The organism is Psychrobacter sp. AntiMn-1 (genome assembly GCF_001854065.1).
Classification (GTDB): Bacteria; Pseudomonadota; Gammaproteobacteria; order Pseudomonadales; family Moraxellaceae; genus Psychrobacter; species Psychrobacter pacificensis.
The window spans coordinates 1,874,939-1,890,568 of sequence record NZ_CP012969.1; the positions used below are offsets into that span (position 1 = coordinate 1,874,939).

The window sequence follows — 15,630 nt, forward strand, 5'->3', positions numbered from 1 at the left end:
ATTACTAAGACAGTTTTTTGATATGCTGTAATAACTGGTCGGTAGAAGTGTCAAATTGGCTGTGAGCCTCTTGCTGCATAGCGTCATGCACAGACTCTGCCATTTGCTTGCCCATCTCAACCCCCCATTGATCAAACGGATTGATATCCCAAATACTGGCCATCACGTAGACTTTGTGCTCGTAGAGCGCAACCAGCGCACCCAAACTATGAGGCGTAAGCTCATCGATAAGCAAGGTAGTCGATGGTTGATTACCACGGTAATATTTGTATTTATCTGCACTGGATACCGTTTTTGCATCACTATTCGATGCCTCTGTGACAGCAGCATTGCCAAATGCCAAGACTCGACTTTGCGCTAAGCAGTTTGCTAAAGATAGCTCATGCTGTTGTTGCAACGAGGCGTTTTGCACCTCGCCACTATAACGGCGTACACAAGCGATAAAATCACAGGAGACTTGCTGCGTGCCTTGATGCAGTAGCTGATAAAAGGCATGCTGAGCGTTTGAACCAATCTCGCCCCACAGAATTGGGCAAGTATCATAATCAATATGGTCGCCGTGCTGAGTGACCGACTTGCCATTACTTTCCATTTCAAGCTGGGTCAAGTAGCTAGGCAGATAGCCCAACCGTCCATCATAAGGCAATACGGTATGGGCATTCACCCTCAAAAACGTACTGTTCCATATAGCTAGCAGCCCTAGCAATACTGGTAAGTTATCTGTAAAATGCGCCTGTGCAAAATGCTCATCCATACTGTGAGCACCACTTAGTAGCTCCCTAAACCTATTCATACCAACACGAATAGCAATGGCTAGCCCAATCGCTGACCACAAAGAAAACCGGCCTCCAACCCACTCCCAAAGCTCTAATTGATGCTCAGGATGTATCCCCCAAACCCTCATCTTTTCACTATTGGCTGATATTCCAATAAAGTGCCGACGCAACACACTGTCTTCAGTACCAGCGCGCAGCGTCGCCGTCGCAAGTAACCAAGACAGTGCGGTTTTGGCATTAGATAAGGTATCAACCGTACCGAAGGATTTGGAAGAGATAATAAATAATGTGGTTTCAGGATTGAGGTGCTTTAGTAGATTATCAAGCTGAGTGCCGTCCATATTAGAGACGAAATGTACACCGATTTCCGTATCTGCCCATTCGTCAAGCGCAGCAGTCGCCATGAGCGGCCCAAGATCAGAACCGCCAACGCCAATATTAACCACATCGGTGATGGCCTTACCTGAGAACCCTCGCCATGTGCCACTACGGACACGCTCGGATAATCTCGCTACCTGTGCCAAACTATGATGTACATCGGCAACCACATCTTGCTTACCAACTTGTAGCTCTGCATTCTCAGGCAGACGTAGTGCTGTATGTAGGGCCGCACGTTCTTCACTATTGTTGACCATCGCGCCTTGCATCAATGCATCAATTCGAGCGGACAGCTCACAGCTATCTGCTAGCCGCAATAAAGCACCCATAACTCGCTCATCGATACACTGCTTGCTATAGTCCATGTACAGCGCGCCAGCTTGCGCACTAAAGCGTGTCGCACGACTGTCATCTTGCGCAAATAAACTTGCCAGCGACCATGGCTGCGCCGCAAGCGTTTGCAACTGCTCCCAGTATTTGGAACGGCGAGCGCTATGATACTTCTTATCGTCCTTTATCTTATCCATCGCTATTTTTCATCTGCTAATTGCTGCTCGGCAAAATAGATAAACGCTTGCATATACGAGCGCATGTCACCGGCATCATAACTGGCACCGCGCATCGTTGTCACATTCACACCATATTCGTTAATAAGCGCATCGATAGCATCAGTCAGTTGAATCTCACCACCGACTGAGGCTTTAGTGTTTGCGAGGTAATTAAAAATATGATTGCTAAAAACATAACGCCCTACGACAGCTAGGTTTGATGGTGCTTCTGCTAAGCTTGGCTTTTCTACAAAACCTGCCACGCCAAAGCTGGCATTAACGTCGCCAAACTCATCTATATGACTGGTATCGATAAGTTTGGCGATACCGTATTTGTGCACATCTTCGTCAGCAACTTCATTTACCAATATTTGCGAATGGCCGTCATGACTAAAAGCATCAATCATAAAGGCCAAATTATCAGCAGCCATATCAGTAGTAAACGGATCGAGAACGACATCAGGGAGCAATACAGCAAAATCATGCTCGCCAATGATAGGACGCGCAGCTAGTACTGCATGCCCCAAACCTAAGGCCTTACCTTGACGTATCATTGATACCGTTACATCCTCTGGTAGCCAATTTAAACTATCAGCCAGCTCATCTTTACCTTTATGACGTAATTGATTATCTAGCTCAGCATTGATATCGAAGTAGTTTTCAATCGCGCTTTTTTGTGCATGACCGACCAAGACAATATGCTTGATACCCGCAGCGATAGCCTCTTCGACCACATAATGGATAGCAGGACGATTGCCAAGCGGTAACAATTCTTTTGGCACAGATTTAGACAATGGCAGCATACGCGTACCAAAGCCTGCGACAGGGATAACAGCATGAGTAATTTTTTTCATAATAAGAGGACTGTTTTAAGAAAGTAGGTTAGGTAAAATAATGCTAACTTAGCAAATACTTAGTAGATATTATAGCGATTTGGATTTGTACCTTGCTAATATCAAACGTCTCAGCAGATATACAGAAATTATCAGTTCAAGAACCCTGAATCAAAAATTACGAGCCATATCATTCAAAATAACATGTTTATGAAAACTGATACAATCTTTATAAGTAATGGCCAATATCTCGCTTTTCATAGGATTTTCAGATATAAAAAAACACCCCATTGTAGGGGTGTCTTCTTAACATTTCAATATAGTTTTAGTAGTTTCACTATAGACTAATGTCTATCTTACCAGCCAGTAACTTCTTTTAGTTTGTCGCCAAGTTTAGATGGGTCACGTGTGTACGCGATGCCAGCATCTTCAAACGCTTTGAATTTCTCTTCAGCAGTACCTTGACCACCAGAGATAATAGCACCAGCATGGCCCATACGCTTGCCTTCAGGAGCGGTAACACCAGCGATATAACCAACAACTGGCTTAGTTACATGGTCTTTGATGTAAGCAGCAGCTTCCTCTTCAGCAGTACCACCGATCTCACCAATTAGGATGATTGCTTCAGTTTGTGGATCTGCTTCGAACAGTTTTAGCGCGTCAATCTGGTTCATACCAGGGATAGGGTCACCACCGATACCGATACACGTTGACTGACCAAAACCAAGCTTAGTTGTCTGAGCAACCGCTTCATAAGTCAACGTACCAGAACGTGAGATAATGCCCACTTTACCTGGCTGATGGATGTGGCCTGGCATGATACCAATTTTACATTCGCCTGGCGTGATAACACCTGGGCAGTTAGGACCAACCAAACGCACGTCGCCAGCTTCTTCGAGATAGCGTTTTGCTTTTAGCATATCGATAGTTGGTACGCCTTCAGTGATCACAACGATCAACTTAACGCCAGCATCGATGGCTTCAACAATAGAATCTAGTACAAATGGTGCTGGTACATAAATAACAGAAGCGTCAGCTTGAGTCGCTTCCATGGCTTCCGCCATTGTGTTAAACACTGGTAAGCCTAGGTGCGTTTGACCGCCTTTACCTGGGGTTACGCCGCCAACTACTTTGGTGCCGTATTCGATGGCTTGTTCTGAATGGAACGTACCGTTTTTACCAGTAAAACCTTGTACCAATACTTTGGTATCTTTATCGATTAATACACTCATTATATTTTCCTTGTATTCGGTTGTCTTGTAATGATGGCAGCAGGCTTCAGCTGTCATTAGCATTTCAATATGCCACTGCCGTCATTACGCTTTGGCTATTACGCTTTAACAGCGTCGACAATTTTTTGCGCGGCGTCAGAAAGACCTTGAGCTGAAATTAATTTCAGACCAGACTCTTCTAAGATCTGCGCGCCTTTCTCAGCATTGTTACCTTCTAAACGCACGACCACAGGAACTTGTACATCAACTTCTTTTACTGCAGCAATAATCGCTTCTGCAATCATGTCACAGCGTACGATGCCGCCGAAAATGTTGATTAGTACGCCTTCAACACTGCTGTCTTCAAGGATAATTTTGAACGCTTCAACAACGCGATCTTTGGTTGCGCCGCCGCCAACGTCCAAGAAGTTAGCAGGCTTGCCGCCATACAATTTGATGATGTCCATGGTCGCCATGGCAAGACCAGCACCGTTAACCATACAACCGATGTTACCTTCTAGAGCAACATAGTTTAGGTCAAACTCAGCGGCTTTAAGCTCACGCTCGTTTTCTTGAGTTTTATCCTGTAGTGCTGCGATTTTTGGCAGACGATATAGGGCGTTTGAGTCGATGCCAATTTTGCCATCAACACAAACGATTTCGCCGTTTTCACGAACGGCTAATGGGTTGATTTCCATCAATGCAAAGTCATTTTCAACAAATGCCTTATAGGCGCCAGTCATCAATTTAACAAATTGATTGATTTGCTTGCCTTCAAGGCCAAGTTTGAACGCAACGTCACGCGCTTGGAAAGGCATTAAACCAACTAAAGGATCAACGTGTACTTTGAAGATTTTTTCTGGTGTGTTGTGTGCTACTTCTTCGATATCTACGCCGCCTTCGGTAGAGGCCATGAACGTCACACGACGAGTCGCACGGTCAACAACAGCGCCAAGATATAGCTCAGTTTGTACTGGATACATATCTTCTGCAACCAATACGAAGTTGACTGGCTGACCATCAGCATCAGTTTGGAACGTTACTAGGTTAGTACCGATCAGCTCTTCAGCAACTTGCTTGGCTTCTTCGCGAGTTTTGACAAGTTTTACGCCACCCGCTTTACCACGGCCACCAGCATGTACTTGCGCTTTAATTACCGCGATATCCGTTGGGGTTTTATCAAAAGCTGCAGCAGCTTCGTCGCCGTTATGGGCGATGATGCCTTCTTGAATTGGCAATCCGTAGCTTTTTAATAGCTCTTTTGCTTGATACTCATGTAAATTCATTGATTGTATCCTTTATTTTTTACAATTAATAAAAAGTGAAATCAAGTGCGCACATATACATATGAATCATACGTCTGACGCACTCATGATTGTGGCATCGCCAAAATAGCGATACCCCAATCAGGTTGTAAATCGATAATAATTAAACGAGCAACTAGTTATTTCTTACGCTTTTTGCGCTGGATAGCGTGGATAGCACGGCCATCTGCAGATAGCGCCGCTTCATGCACTGCTTCTGAAATCGTTGGATGCGCAAATGTCATCAGCTGCAAGTCTTCAATACTAGAGACAAATTCCATTGCGATCATACCTTGATGGACGATATCGCCAGCGCCAGCAGAGATCGCATGCATACCTAACAAACGATCTGTTTTCGCATCGGCGACGACTTTGATAGAGCCTTGGCCTTCACTTTGCGCTAATGCACGACCGTTAGCAGCTAAGTTGAAAGAGCCGGTCTTCACTTCGTAGCCAGCTTCCTCAGCTTCTTGCTCAGTCAGACCTACCCATGCAATTTCTGGGTGAGTATAAATGACATTGATGATAGTGTCATAGTTAACTTGAGATTTTTCGCCATGAATACGCTCAACGGCCATCATGCCTTCTTCCATCGCTTTATGCGCAAGCATAGGACCACGGACCAAATCACCGATCGCATAAACGCCATCAAGGTTGGTTTTGCACTGATCATTGACATCGATAAGACCACGTTCGGTCAACGTGATACCGCTGTCCTCACCAAGTAGCTTTTCAGAATAAGCACGGCGACCAACACAAACGATTAGCTTGTCAAAGCTCTCCTCGCTCGATTCGCCATTGCTTTCGCTAGTGACGACAACTTGATCACCTTGTACTTCAGCATTGGTGACTTTGGTATCAACGCGGATATCAAGACCTTGCTTTTTGAACATTTTGCCGGCTTCTTTTGAGATGTCTTTGTCAGCAGCAGCTAGGAAACTAGGAAGTGCTTCATATACGACGACCTCGCTACCCAGACGACGCCATACTGAACCAAGCTCAAGACCGATAACACCAGCACCGATAACGCCTAGACGCTTAGGTACTTCAGTGAAATCAAGCGCGCCAGTTGAATCAACAATACGGTCACCGTCAGTCTTCGCTACTGGAATCTCGATAGGCACTGAGCCTGCCGCTAGGATGACGTTTTTGGCAGTGATGGTGGTTTCACTGTCATCGCTTAGGGCGGTGAATTTGATTTGCTTGTCCGCGCCTTTACCGTCAACAAGAGTACCCCAGCCTTGTAGCCAGTCTACGCCGTTGCCTTTTAGTAGTGCAGCAACACCGCCAGTCAACTGTTTTACGATGCCTTCTTTACGAGCAATCATCTGCTCGATATCGATAGCCACATCACCAGTGCTGATACCGTGCTCATCAAGGTCATGCTTAGTTGCTTCATAACGATGTGAGCTGTCAAGCAAGGCTTTTGATGGGATACAACCGACATTTAAGCAAGTACCGCCAAGTGCTGGCTCGCCTTTATAAACGCGCTTTTCGATACAAGCAACACTCATACCGAGCTGGCCTGCACGAATCGCTGCTTCGTAACCACCAGGACCGCCGCCGATGACGACTAAATCATAATTGTCTTTCATAGTACGTTCCTATTTTTAATTTTATGTGTTATTTAAACTGTTTTTTTTTACCAAACGCTCAGCATTGTCTACACTTGATAGCTAATACGCTATGTCCGTGAGAAAGACTAACTTATCGATCACTGAGCATCAGTCACCATTATTAAATTCTTTGAATATAATTAGCAGCAAATCAATTGCTGCTTATCAAGTAGAGCTATTATCTGTACCAAAGCTAAAAAGCTTGTATCAGCGGTTGCCAATACAAGCTTAGAAGCTTACAAGTCTAGTAACAACATAGCTGGGTCTTCGACCAACTCTTTGATAGTTACTAGGAACTGTACCGCTTCTTTACCATCGATCATGCGATGGTCATAAGACAGCGCTAGGTACATCATTGGTAAAATCTCAACTTTACCGTCGACCGCCATTGGGCGCTCGTTGATCGCATGCATACCTAGGATGGCAGTTTGCGGTGGGTTCAAGATAGGGGTTGACATCAATGACCCAAATACACCGCCGTTCGAGATAGTGAATGTACCACCCGTCATCTCGTCTAGACCAAGCTTGCCTTCTTGCGCCTTGCTACCATATTCACGGATTTTGGCTTCGATGTCCGCCATACCCATACGGTCAGTATCACGCAGTACAGGAACGACCAGACCACGATCTGATGATACGGCTACACCGATATCATAAAAACCATGATAAACAATGTCATCACCATCTAGTGAAGCATTGACTGCTGGGAAGCGTTTTAGCGCTTCAGTTGCCGCTTTTACAAACAACGACATAAAGCCTAAACGTACGCCATGACGTTTTTCGAACTTCTCTTTGTACTTAGCGCGCATGTCCATCAATGGCTTCATGTTCACTTCATTAAACGTCGTCAACATCGCGGTATCTTGTGATGCTGATAATAGACGCTCAGCAACACGTTTACGCAAGCGCGTCATTGGAACGCGTTTTTCAGTACGCTCGCCCGTTGATTCTGCTACAGGACGACCGCTGTCTGATTTGATGCTGCTGTCTGATTTTAGTGTTGGGTTTGCCATATCTGTTTTGGTGACACGACCACCGCGGCCACTACCTTCCACATCTTTAGGATCAACGCCAGACTCTTTTGCCGCTTTACGGACGGCTGGGCTTTGATCTTTGTGCTCTGCTTCGTCTTTTTTGTCAGTAGCTTGTACTGGTTCACCGCCATCAGTAGCTTGTTTTGGCTGTACTGGCGCAGCGGGTTGATCTGTCTCTACCGCTGGTGCTTCACCAGCACTTGCGCCTGCTTCAAATTCAGCAATCAGCTCGTCGGACAATACAGTATCATCAACGTTTTTGACGATTTTGGTCAATACACCGTCATCTGGTGCAACGACTTCTAGTACCACTTTATCAGTTTCGATTTCAGCTAGTAGGTCGTCACGACTTACTTGTTGACCTTCAGTGACGTGCCATTCAACGATTGTGCCATCGGCAACCGATTCTGGAAAAACGGGGGCTTTGATGTCAGCCATCGATATACTCCTTAGATTTGGATATTCATACTTATTATTAAGTCGTGATAGGCAATCAGTATCGTTTTAATAATGCTATTTGGCGGAATATTAAAACATACTGACTGTCATCGCCTGATTCATTTATCTTCTATAATCTTAATAGACAATCTATTATTGAGCTAATTCATCAACACTTACACCAAGGCCACCAGCAATCAGTGCTTGTTGTTGCTGTGCATGCAGTTTTGGAGATCCTGTTGCAGGTGCTGCACTAGCAGGACGTGCCACGGGCTCCATCACTTTTGCTTTTGTTGGATGTGGTACAACAATACGGAACATATGCGGTGCTAAGTAGTACCAAGCGCCCTGATTCAATGGCTCTTCTTGCGTCCATACAATCTCGGTCAAGTTGCTGTATTTTTCAATCTCAGCGACCAAACGTTGCTCTGGCAATGGGTAGAGCTGTTCGATACGGACGATCGCAACATGATCAAGACCCAATGCGCGACGCTGTTCTAGTAGATCATAATAAACCTTACCACCGCATAGCACCATACGAGTCACTTTGTCTGCGTTGTGATCGTCCATCTCTGGCAATACCGTTTCGAACTTACCGTTAGCAAGCTCTTCTAAATGAGAAGTTGCTAGCTTATGACGCAATAAGCTCTTTGGTGACATAACGATCAAAGGCTTACGAATTGGGCGTATCGCCTGACGACGTAAGGCATGGAAAATTTGCGCGGGCGTCGTTGGTGTGATGACTTGCATATTGTCTTCAGCACATAGCTGTAAGAAGCGCTCAAGGCGAGCAGATGAATGCTCAGGGCCTTGACCTTCAAAGCCATGTGGTAACAACATGGTCAAACCACAAACGCGTTGCCATTTGGTCTCGCCGCTTGAGATGAACTGATCAATGACAACTTGAGCACCGTTAACGAAATCGCCAAACTGCGCTTCCCAAACGATCAAAGCATTCGGTACGGTGGTTGCATAGCCATATTCAAAGGCCAATACAGCTTCTTCTGATAATAACGAGTTATAAGTTGCAAAGCGTGCTTGTTTCTCGCTCAAATGAGCAAGTGGCACATACATGCTGCCATCATTAACATTGTAGATTTCAGTATGACGATGTGAGAATGTACCACGGCCGACATCTTCACCAGTAATACGTACCAAGACATCATCGTTATCAACTAATGATGCATAGGCTAATGTCTCAGCGGCACCCCAGTTGAGAGGCTCTTCGCCTGTTTGCATGGCTAGACGCTGCTCAACAACCTTTTGAACCTGACGCTGTAGCTTGTAGCCTTCTGGCATCTCAGCCATACGGCGTCCATAACCTTTGAGCTTTTCGATATCAACACTGGTATCCCAATCGTCAACCAAGTCATGACCTAGATAAGGCTTCCAGTCTACAAATAGCTGCTCGTTAGGCTCTTGAACCAGTGAGCTGACAACGTAATCGCCACGGTCTAAAGATTCACGATAATTATCTTCATACTGTTTTTCTTCTTCAGTATTTAAGATACCTTCTGCGATGAGCTTTTGTGCATAAAGGGTACGTGTCGTTGGCAGCTTCTTAATAACTGCATACATCAATGGCTGAGTGGCTGAAGGCTCATCTGCCTCGTTGTGACCGTTGCGACGGTAGCAGAACAAGTCAATAATGATGTCTTTATCAAACTGATGACGATAGTCTAAGGCTAATTGAGCCGCGAAAACGACTGATTCAGGATCATCACCATTCACGTGTAGGATTGGTGCATGTACCATTTTTGCGACATCAGTACAATATTCGGTTGAACGAACATCTTCTTGACGGCTAGTGGTAAAGCCAACTTGGTTATTGATAACGATATGTACAGTACCGCCAGTGGTATAAGCACGGGTCTGTGACATTTGGAAGGTTTCTTGAACCACACCCTGTCCAGCAAAAGCCGCATCACCATGGATAACGATAGGTAACACTGAGTTGCCACCAGTATTATCTAATGACGGCTGATCATTACGGCGCACTTGACGTGCACGTACTGAGCCTTGTAGTACTGGTGCAACGATTTCAAGATGCGATGGGTTAAATGCTAAGGCTAAATGCGCTTCACCACCTGGGGTCATCACGTTAGATGAAAAACCATTGTGATACTTAACGTCGCCTGAGCCTTTTTCTGGCTGCACTTTACCGTCAAACTCATCAAATAAGTCTGCAGGGTTTTTGCCCAAAATATTGACCAACACGTTTAGACGTCCACGGTGAGCCATACCAATGACCATCTCTTTTGTACCATAGCCACCAGCACGTTGGATGATTTCATTGACTGCAGGTATGAAACTCTCACCACCTTCTAGACCAAAACGCTTAACGCCTGTATATTTACGCGCCAAATATTTTTCTAGACCTTCGGCCGCTGTTAGACGCTCAAGAATAGACAAACGCTTTTCTTTGTCAAACTTGATATAGCCTAGATTGCTTTCTACATACTCTTCCATCCAGCGTTTTTCAGTGCTGGTGGTCACATGCATATACTCAATACCGATATGGCGGCAGTAAACACGCTCCATGATCTCGATAATTTCACGCAATGGCGCTTCGTCTTTACCGATCACTAAATCATTGGTTGGGAATACAGTATCAAGGTCGGCTTCTGATAGGTTGTGATAAGCTAGGGTCAGATCTTCCACTTCTGCACGTGGATGTAAGTTCAATGGATCTAGCTTGGCGCGGCGGTGACCACGGCGGCGGTATGCGGAGATGAGTTGCTGTACACCCATTTGCTTTGGATCAGTACAGTTGTCTGAATTACTACTACTTGTACCGGTACTTTCGTTACTCGATTTGTTCGCCGTTTGATTGCGGGCAAGTAACAAAAATTGGTCTTTAATAGCATTATGCTGAGCATCATTTGACGATTTGTACTGTTCGAAGTACGCTTGCCAATCTGTGTCAACACTATCAGGGTCCGTTAGGTATTGCTCATAAAGAGCTTCTATATAGCTGGCATTATCGGCGGCCAGTTCAGTATGTCCTTGGCCCGCTTTTTCTTTGGTTATACTATTCATAATAATCGTCTATTTGATAGATAAATGAATGGAATCGTGCTTATTATGGTGTCAGTCGTTGTATGCTAGGCGTTTAGACAATTCGTCATACCCCATTGAATACAGTTCGATAAAACCCTTTATCCCTAAGTATTGCCGTCACTATAGAATATTGCTGTCATTGTCTAAAAGAGCAAGTAATGCTAAATAGTGATAACAAGTCTTATTGCAACACCTATGTTAAAAATAAATTTATTTGTGAACACTCAGTTTTCTGATCTGGCTCGTTTCACAACATTAATTTATATATACTTCTTTTAGCCATAACCAATTCATCAATGATAAATTATTAATAAATGGTCAATCTTTCAGCTAGCCTATAAACTGGCTATTATCGCTGAAATATCCGCTATTTGCTAACAAATCTTATTGTTTCAGATAAACATGCATTGCTGTATAGCATATCATGAGCGTTTTTTGCGATATAGTTTGTTTGTTCAATACTAAGTATTTACGTAATGAATATCTATTATCAATTATAGAAGCATCGTTATTGTATACATAACGTTTTATTGTATTAATGCAATAGCCCGTATAAATGCTACTTTTAATGCATTGGAAACAAACTTCGCAATGTTTGATCAAGTTCAGGATGTAATTATACCAAACTTTACGTGTATCTGATTGTATAGATTGACTGTTTATACAATATGTCTTCTTGCATATGACTAACGTATCGCCCGTACGGATTTACGGATAGACTAACGTTCTATTATTCACCAGTGTACTAGGCTTCTTGTTCTACCTATCCGGCAGGATTATTCATCGCTACCAATAGAAGCCCACTTCAAACAATAGTAATCAGAAAATTAATACTACTATAATCAGTGATTTTGACTAACAAAAACACCACCTAATGAATAGGTGGTGTTTTTGTTAGTCAATAATAATCAAAACAATTAACCAGCTTGATCAATCAACATATTACGTAAATGACCGATTGCTTTGGTTGGGTTCAAGCCTTTTGGACAAACTGACACACAGTTCATGATACCGCGGCAACGGAATAAACTGAACGGATCGTCTAAACGCGCCAAACGTGCTTGCGTGTCACCGTCACGGCTGTCAGCCACAAAGCGATACGCATGTAGCAACGCTGATGGACCTAAGAACTTATCAGGGTTCCACCAAAAAGATGGGCAGCTCGTTGAGCAGCATGCACACAGAATACACTCATACAGACCATTTAACTTTTCACGCTCAGCAGGAGACTGCAGACGCTCAGTTGGGGGTGCTGGCTGATCATTGATTAAGTACGGATGTACTTTTTCGTATTGCTCGTAGAATTGGTTCATATCAACAACCAAGTCACGAACCACTGGCAAACCAGGTAACGGACGAACGGTTACTTTTTCTGGTAGCGTGTTCATGTTGATTAGACATGCTAGACCATTTTTACCATTGATGTTCATGCCATCAGAACCACAAATACCTTCACGGCAAGAGCGGCGGAAAGTGATTGTTTCATCTTCTTTCTTTAGGCGTAATAACACGTCAAGCAACATACGATCTGAATCAAGTAATTCAATCGTATAAGTTTGCATGCGTGGGGCTGCGTCCACATCAGGATCGTAGCGATAGATTTCGATGGTGCGAGTACCTCGGCTCATAATGCTAAACTCCACACGTAGGTGATGGCGGGCATACAAAGATTGCAACATATGAGTGCTGGCTACTAATCACTACTGATAATTGAATATCAATTAATAGCCTAGCAGCACTCCTATGAGCATGTAGCTGGCGGTCACCTTTTTAATAAATGAATAAGGGATAAAACGTTTAAGCTTTCTGTTTATATCGAGCGCATAGTCTAGGATTAATAGACGCGAACTTTTGGTTCGATATAGTCAACAGTCAGTGGCACTTTGCGAACTGGTTTGTAAATGATACGGTTGCCTTCAGAATACCATAAAGTATGCTTCATCCAATCGTGGTCATTACGGCCGTTTGGTGCATAGTCATCATCTTCTGGACGATCATAATCAGAGACACTATGCGCGCCGCGGCTTTCGTGGCGGCTCGCGGCTGATACCATCGTCGCTTTTGCTACTTCGTATAGGTTTGCCACTTCAAACGCTTCGATACGAGCAGTGTTGAAGACTTGTGATTTATCACCCAAATGGATTTGTTCGACTTTCTCACCCAGCGCTAAAATTTTCTCAACGCCTTCATCCATCATGGCTTGCGTACGGAATACACTGGCGTGTTTCTGCATCGTCGCACGAATCTCATCAGCCACGTCTTGTGCATTGTAGCCTGATGTTGATTGCTGCAATTTGTTTAAACGACCAACCGTGATATCAAGTACATGCGGATCAAGTGGTTTGTAGTTATGATCATTTTGATGGAACTCATCAACAATGTGCTTACCAGCAGCACGACCAAACACAACCAAATCAAGTAGTGAGTTGGTACCTAAACGGTTGGCACCGTGTACACTCACACAAGCGCACTCACCAATAGCGTATAGTCCTTTAACGACGTTACCATTAGCATATAAACCGTCTTCATCTGTACCTGCCTCTAGATCCGGCACGATTACCTGACCATGGATAGTGGTTGGAATACCACCCATCATGTAGTGAATGGTTGGGATAACTGGAATAGGTTCTTTAGTAATGTCAACGTTGGCGAAGTTTTTACCGATCTCAAATACTGACGGTAGACGCTTCATGATAGTGTCGACACCCAAATGGGTCATGTCCATGACGATATGGTCAGCATTAGGGCCACAACCACGACCTTCTTTAATTTCTTGGTCCATAGAGCGCGATACGAGATCACGTGGTGCCAAATCTTTAACGGTTGGGGCATAACGCTCCATGAAAGCTTCGCCATCCTTGTTACGCAAGATAGCACCTTCGCCGCGGCACCCTTCGGTCAATAGTACACCTGCACCATGAACGCCCGTTGGATGGAACTGCCAGAACTCCATATCCTGTAGTGGGATACCAGCGCGAACTGCCATACCAATACCATCACCAGTGTTGATATAAGCGTTGGTAGAAGCGGCAAAGATACGACCTGCACCACCTGTTGCTAGAACAGTAACTGGTGCTTGGAATACCGCAACAGTACCTGTCTCTTGCTCAAGAGCGATAACACCGTTGATGTTACCCGCTTCGTCTTTGATCAAATCAAGCGCAATCCACTCGATAAAGAACTCAGTGCCTTGCTGTAAGTTTTTCTGATACAGCGTGTGTAGCAATGCGTGACCTGTACGGTCAGCAGCAGCGCACGCACGTTGTACCGCTTTTTCGCCATAGTTTGACGTATGACCGCCGAATGGACGCTGATAAATCGTACCATCTTCGTTACGGTCAAACGGCATGCCCATGTGCTCAAGCTCATAGACTACCTTTGGTGCTTCACGGCACATATACTCGATAGCGTCTTGGTCACCTAACCAATCTGACCCTTTTACGGTGTCATAAAAATGGAAGTGCCAGTTGTCGTTACTCATGTTGCCCAAACTTGCACCGATACCACCCTGAGCGGCAACCGTGTGCGAACGTGTTGGGAATACTTTGGTCAGGACTGCAACCTTCATACCCGCTTCCGCTAAGTGCAATGAAGCGCGCATACCTGAACCACCGCCACCAACGATAACTGCATCGTAGTTTAGGGTCTTAATATTACTAATGGTATTGTCTTGTCTAGTTGCCATTACGGTTTTCCTAATGCCTATTAATGCTTATAAGTAAATGAAAAGCGTGTTTTAAAATCTTCTTATTGCAGGTTTAAGGGCTTTTATTTGGCCATTACATGCACTTATTAAAGAAGAGGATATAACAGTCTTTGACCACTTAATTTGCATATCTATCGTTATACTGAACCAAACCTGCTCAACCTTGTTGCTCATTCAGCGACAATCTAAATAGTGGGCGCTGTTGGTCCAATGCTATGACTATTTTTGGCTATCAACGGATACTTTTAAACTACTCTATCAGCTGACATACCAGCTGCGCGCATCCGTTATATATAGATGCTTATATCAATACTAAAGCTGGTCACTCAATCATTAAACAGCAACGACACTAAAGCCGTTACCCCAAAAAATCATGATGCCCCAAAATAGAAATACTAAAATAGCGATAATCATCAATGACTGTAGCACTAAACGTAAACCTGCTGCGCTTGAGCCCAGTTTGCCTGTCGTAATATAGTCAGTAAATACTGTCCACATTCCCACCCAAGCATGGCCAGCTAATGCAAGTACAGCAACTAAGCTAAATAAACGCATTGGCAGGCTAGTCATGAATGATGACCACTCAAGATACGTGACATCGCCGTGGGTCAAAAAGAAACCCAGCAACACCACACTATAAACGGCTAAAACAACAGCACTAATACGCTGAATAATCCAATCGCGTGAGCCTGAACCTGTCAGACCAGTAGCACTTTTGATTCCTGA

At 44.4% G+C, this 15,630-nt stretch carries 10 protein-coding genes; all 10 read right to left on the reverse strand.

Annotated elements, in window-relative coordinates; genetic code table 11:
- Nucleotides 1-4: 4 nt before the first annotated feature.
- The 10 genes from pgi to sdhD all read right to left on the reverse strand — a co-directional run bounded on the left by pgi (nt 5) and on the right by sdhD (nt 15,624).
- Nucleotides 5-1,681, reverse strand: a complete 1,677-nt coding sequence (gene pgi, locus AOT82_RS07950) for a glucose-6-phosphate isomerase (protein WP_071002566.1) — start codon at nt 1,679-1,681, stop codon at nt 5-7.
- Nucleotides 1,682-1,683: 2 nt separating this feature from the next.
- Entirely contained in the window at nt 1,684-2,556 is an 873-nt protein-coding gene (locus AOT82_RS07955) for a UTP--glucose-1-phosphate uridylyltransferase (RefSeq protein ID WP_071002567.1), read from the reverse strand.
- Nucleotides 2,557-2,891: 335 nt separating this feature from the next.
- Nucleotides 2,892-3,767 carry a succinate--CoA ligase subunit alpha gene (gene sucD, locus AOT82_RS07960; protein WP_058023974.1) on the reverse strand — a complete coding sequence of 292 codons (876 nt, stop codon included), beginning with the start codon at nt 3,765-3,767 and terminating at the stop codon, nt 2,892-2,894.
- Nucleotides 3,768-3,865: 98 nt separating this feature from the next.
- A complete protein-coding gene (gene sucC / locus AOT82_RS07965) occupies nt 3,866-5,032 on the reverse strand; it encodes an ADP-forming succinate--CoA ligase subunit beta (protein WP_058023973.1) in 1,167 nt (388 codons plus the stop codon).
- A 158-nt stretch (nt 5,033-5,190) separates the two neighbouring features.
- Complete coding sequence (gene lpdA / locus AOT82_RS07970) at nt 5,191-6,645, reverse strand: dihydrolipoyl dehydrogenase (protein ID WP_071002568.1); 1,455 nt, start codon at nt 6,643-6,645, stop codon at nt 5,191-5,193.
- Between the two features lie 257 nt (nt 6,646-6,902).
- Nucleotides 6,903-8,138, reverse strand: a complete 1,236-nt coding sequence (gene odhB, locus AOT82_RS07975; protein WP_071002569.1) for a 2-oxoglutarate dehydrogenase complex dihydrolipoyllysine-residue succinyltransferase — start codon at nt 8,136-8,138, stop codon at nt 6,903-6,905.
- Between the two features lie 153 nt (nt 8,139-8,291).
- Nucleotides 8,292-11,177, reverse strand: coding sequence for a 2-oxoglutarate dehydrogenase E1 component (locus AOT82_RS07980; RefSeq protein WP_071002570.1), 2,886 nt, complete (start codon nt 11,175-11,177; stop codon nt 8,292-8,294).
- Between the two features lie 938 nt (nt 11,178-12,115).
- Complete coding sequence (locus AOT82_RS07985; RefSeq protein WP_058023969.1) at nt 12,116-12,826, reverse strand: succinate dehydrogenase iron-sulfur subunit; 711 nt, start codon at nt 12,824-12,826, stop codon at nt 12,116-12,118.
- Between the two features lie 206 nt (nt 12,827-13,032).
- Entirely contained in the window at nt 13,033-14,883 is a 1,851-nt protein-coding gene (sdhA, locus tag AOT82_RS07990; RefSeq protein ID WP_071002571.1) for a succinate dehydrogenase flavoprotein subunit, read from the reverse strand.
- 354 nt (nt 14,884-15,237) lie between these two features.
- Complete coding sequence (sdhD, locus tag AOT82_RS07995) at nt 15,238-15,624, reverse strand: succinate dehydrogenase, hydrophobic membrane anchor protein (protein ID WP_227511562.1); 387 nt, start codon at nt 15,622-15,624, stop codon at nt 15,238-15,240.
- Nucleotides 15,625-15,630: the final 6 nt, after the last annotated feature.

Coding starts and splice junctions, on each gene's coding strand:
- sdhA (WP_071002571.1), bottom strand. CDS start 14,883: ATGGCAACTAGACAAGACAATACCATTAGTAATATTAAGACCCTAAAC.
- sucC (WP_058023973.1), bottom strand. CDS start 5,032: ATGAATTTACATGAGTATCAAGCAAAAGAGCTATTAAAAAGCTACGGA.
- AOT82_RS07980 (WP_071002570.1), bottom strand. CDS start 11,177: ATGAATAGTATAACCAAAGAAAAAGCGGGCCAAGGACATACTGAACTG.
- pgi (WP_071002566.1), bottom strand. CDS start 1,681: ATGGATAAGATAAAGGACGATAAGAAGTATCATAGCGCTCGCCGTTCC.
- odhB (WP_071002569.1), bottom strand. CDS start 8,138: ATGGCTGACATCAAAGCCCCCGTTTTTCCAGAATCGGTTGCCGATGGC.
- AOT82_RS07985 (WP_058023969.1), bottom strand. CDS start 12,826: ATGAGCCGAGGTACTCGCACCATCGAAATCTATCGCTACGATCCTGAT.
- AOT82_RS07955 (WP_071002567.1), bottom strand. CDS start 2,556: ATGAAAAAAATTACTCATGCTGTTATCCCTGTCGCAGGCTTTGGTACG.
- sucD (WP_058023974.1), bottom strand. CDS start 3,767: ATGAGTGTATTAATCGATAAAGATACCAAAGTATTGGTACAAGGTTTT.
- lpdA (WP_071002568.1), bottom strand. CDS start 6,645: ATGAAAGACAATTATGATTTAGTCGTCATCGGCGGCGGTCCTGGTGGT.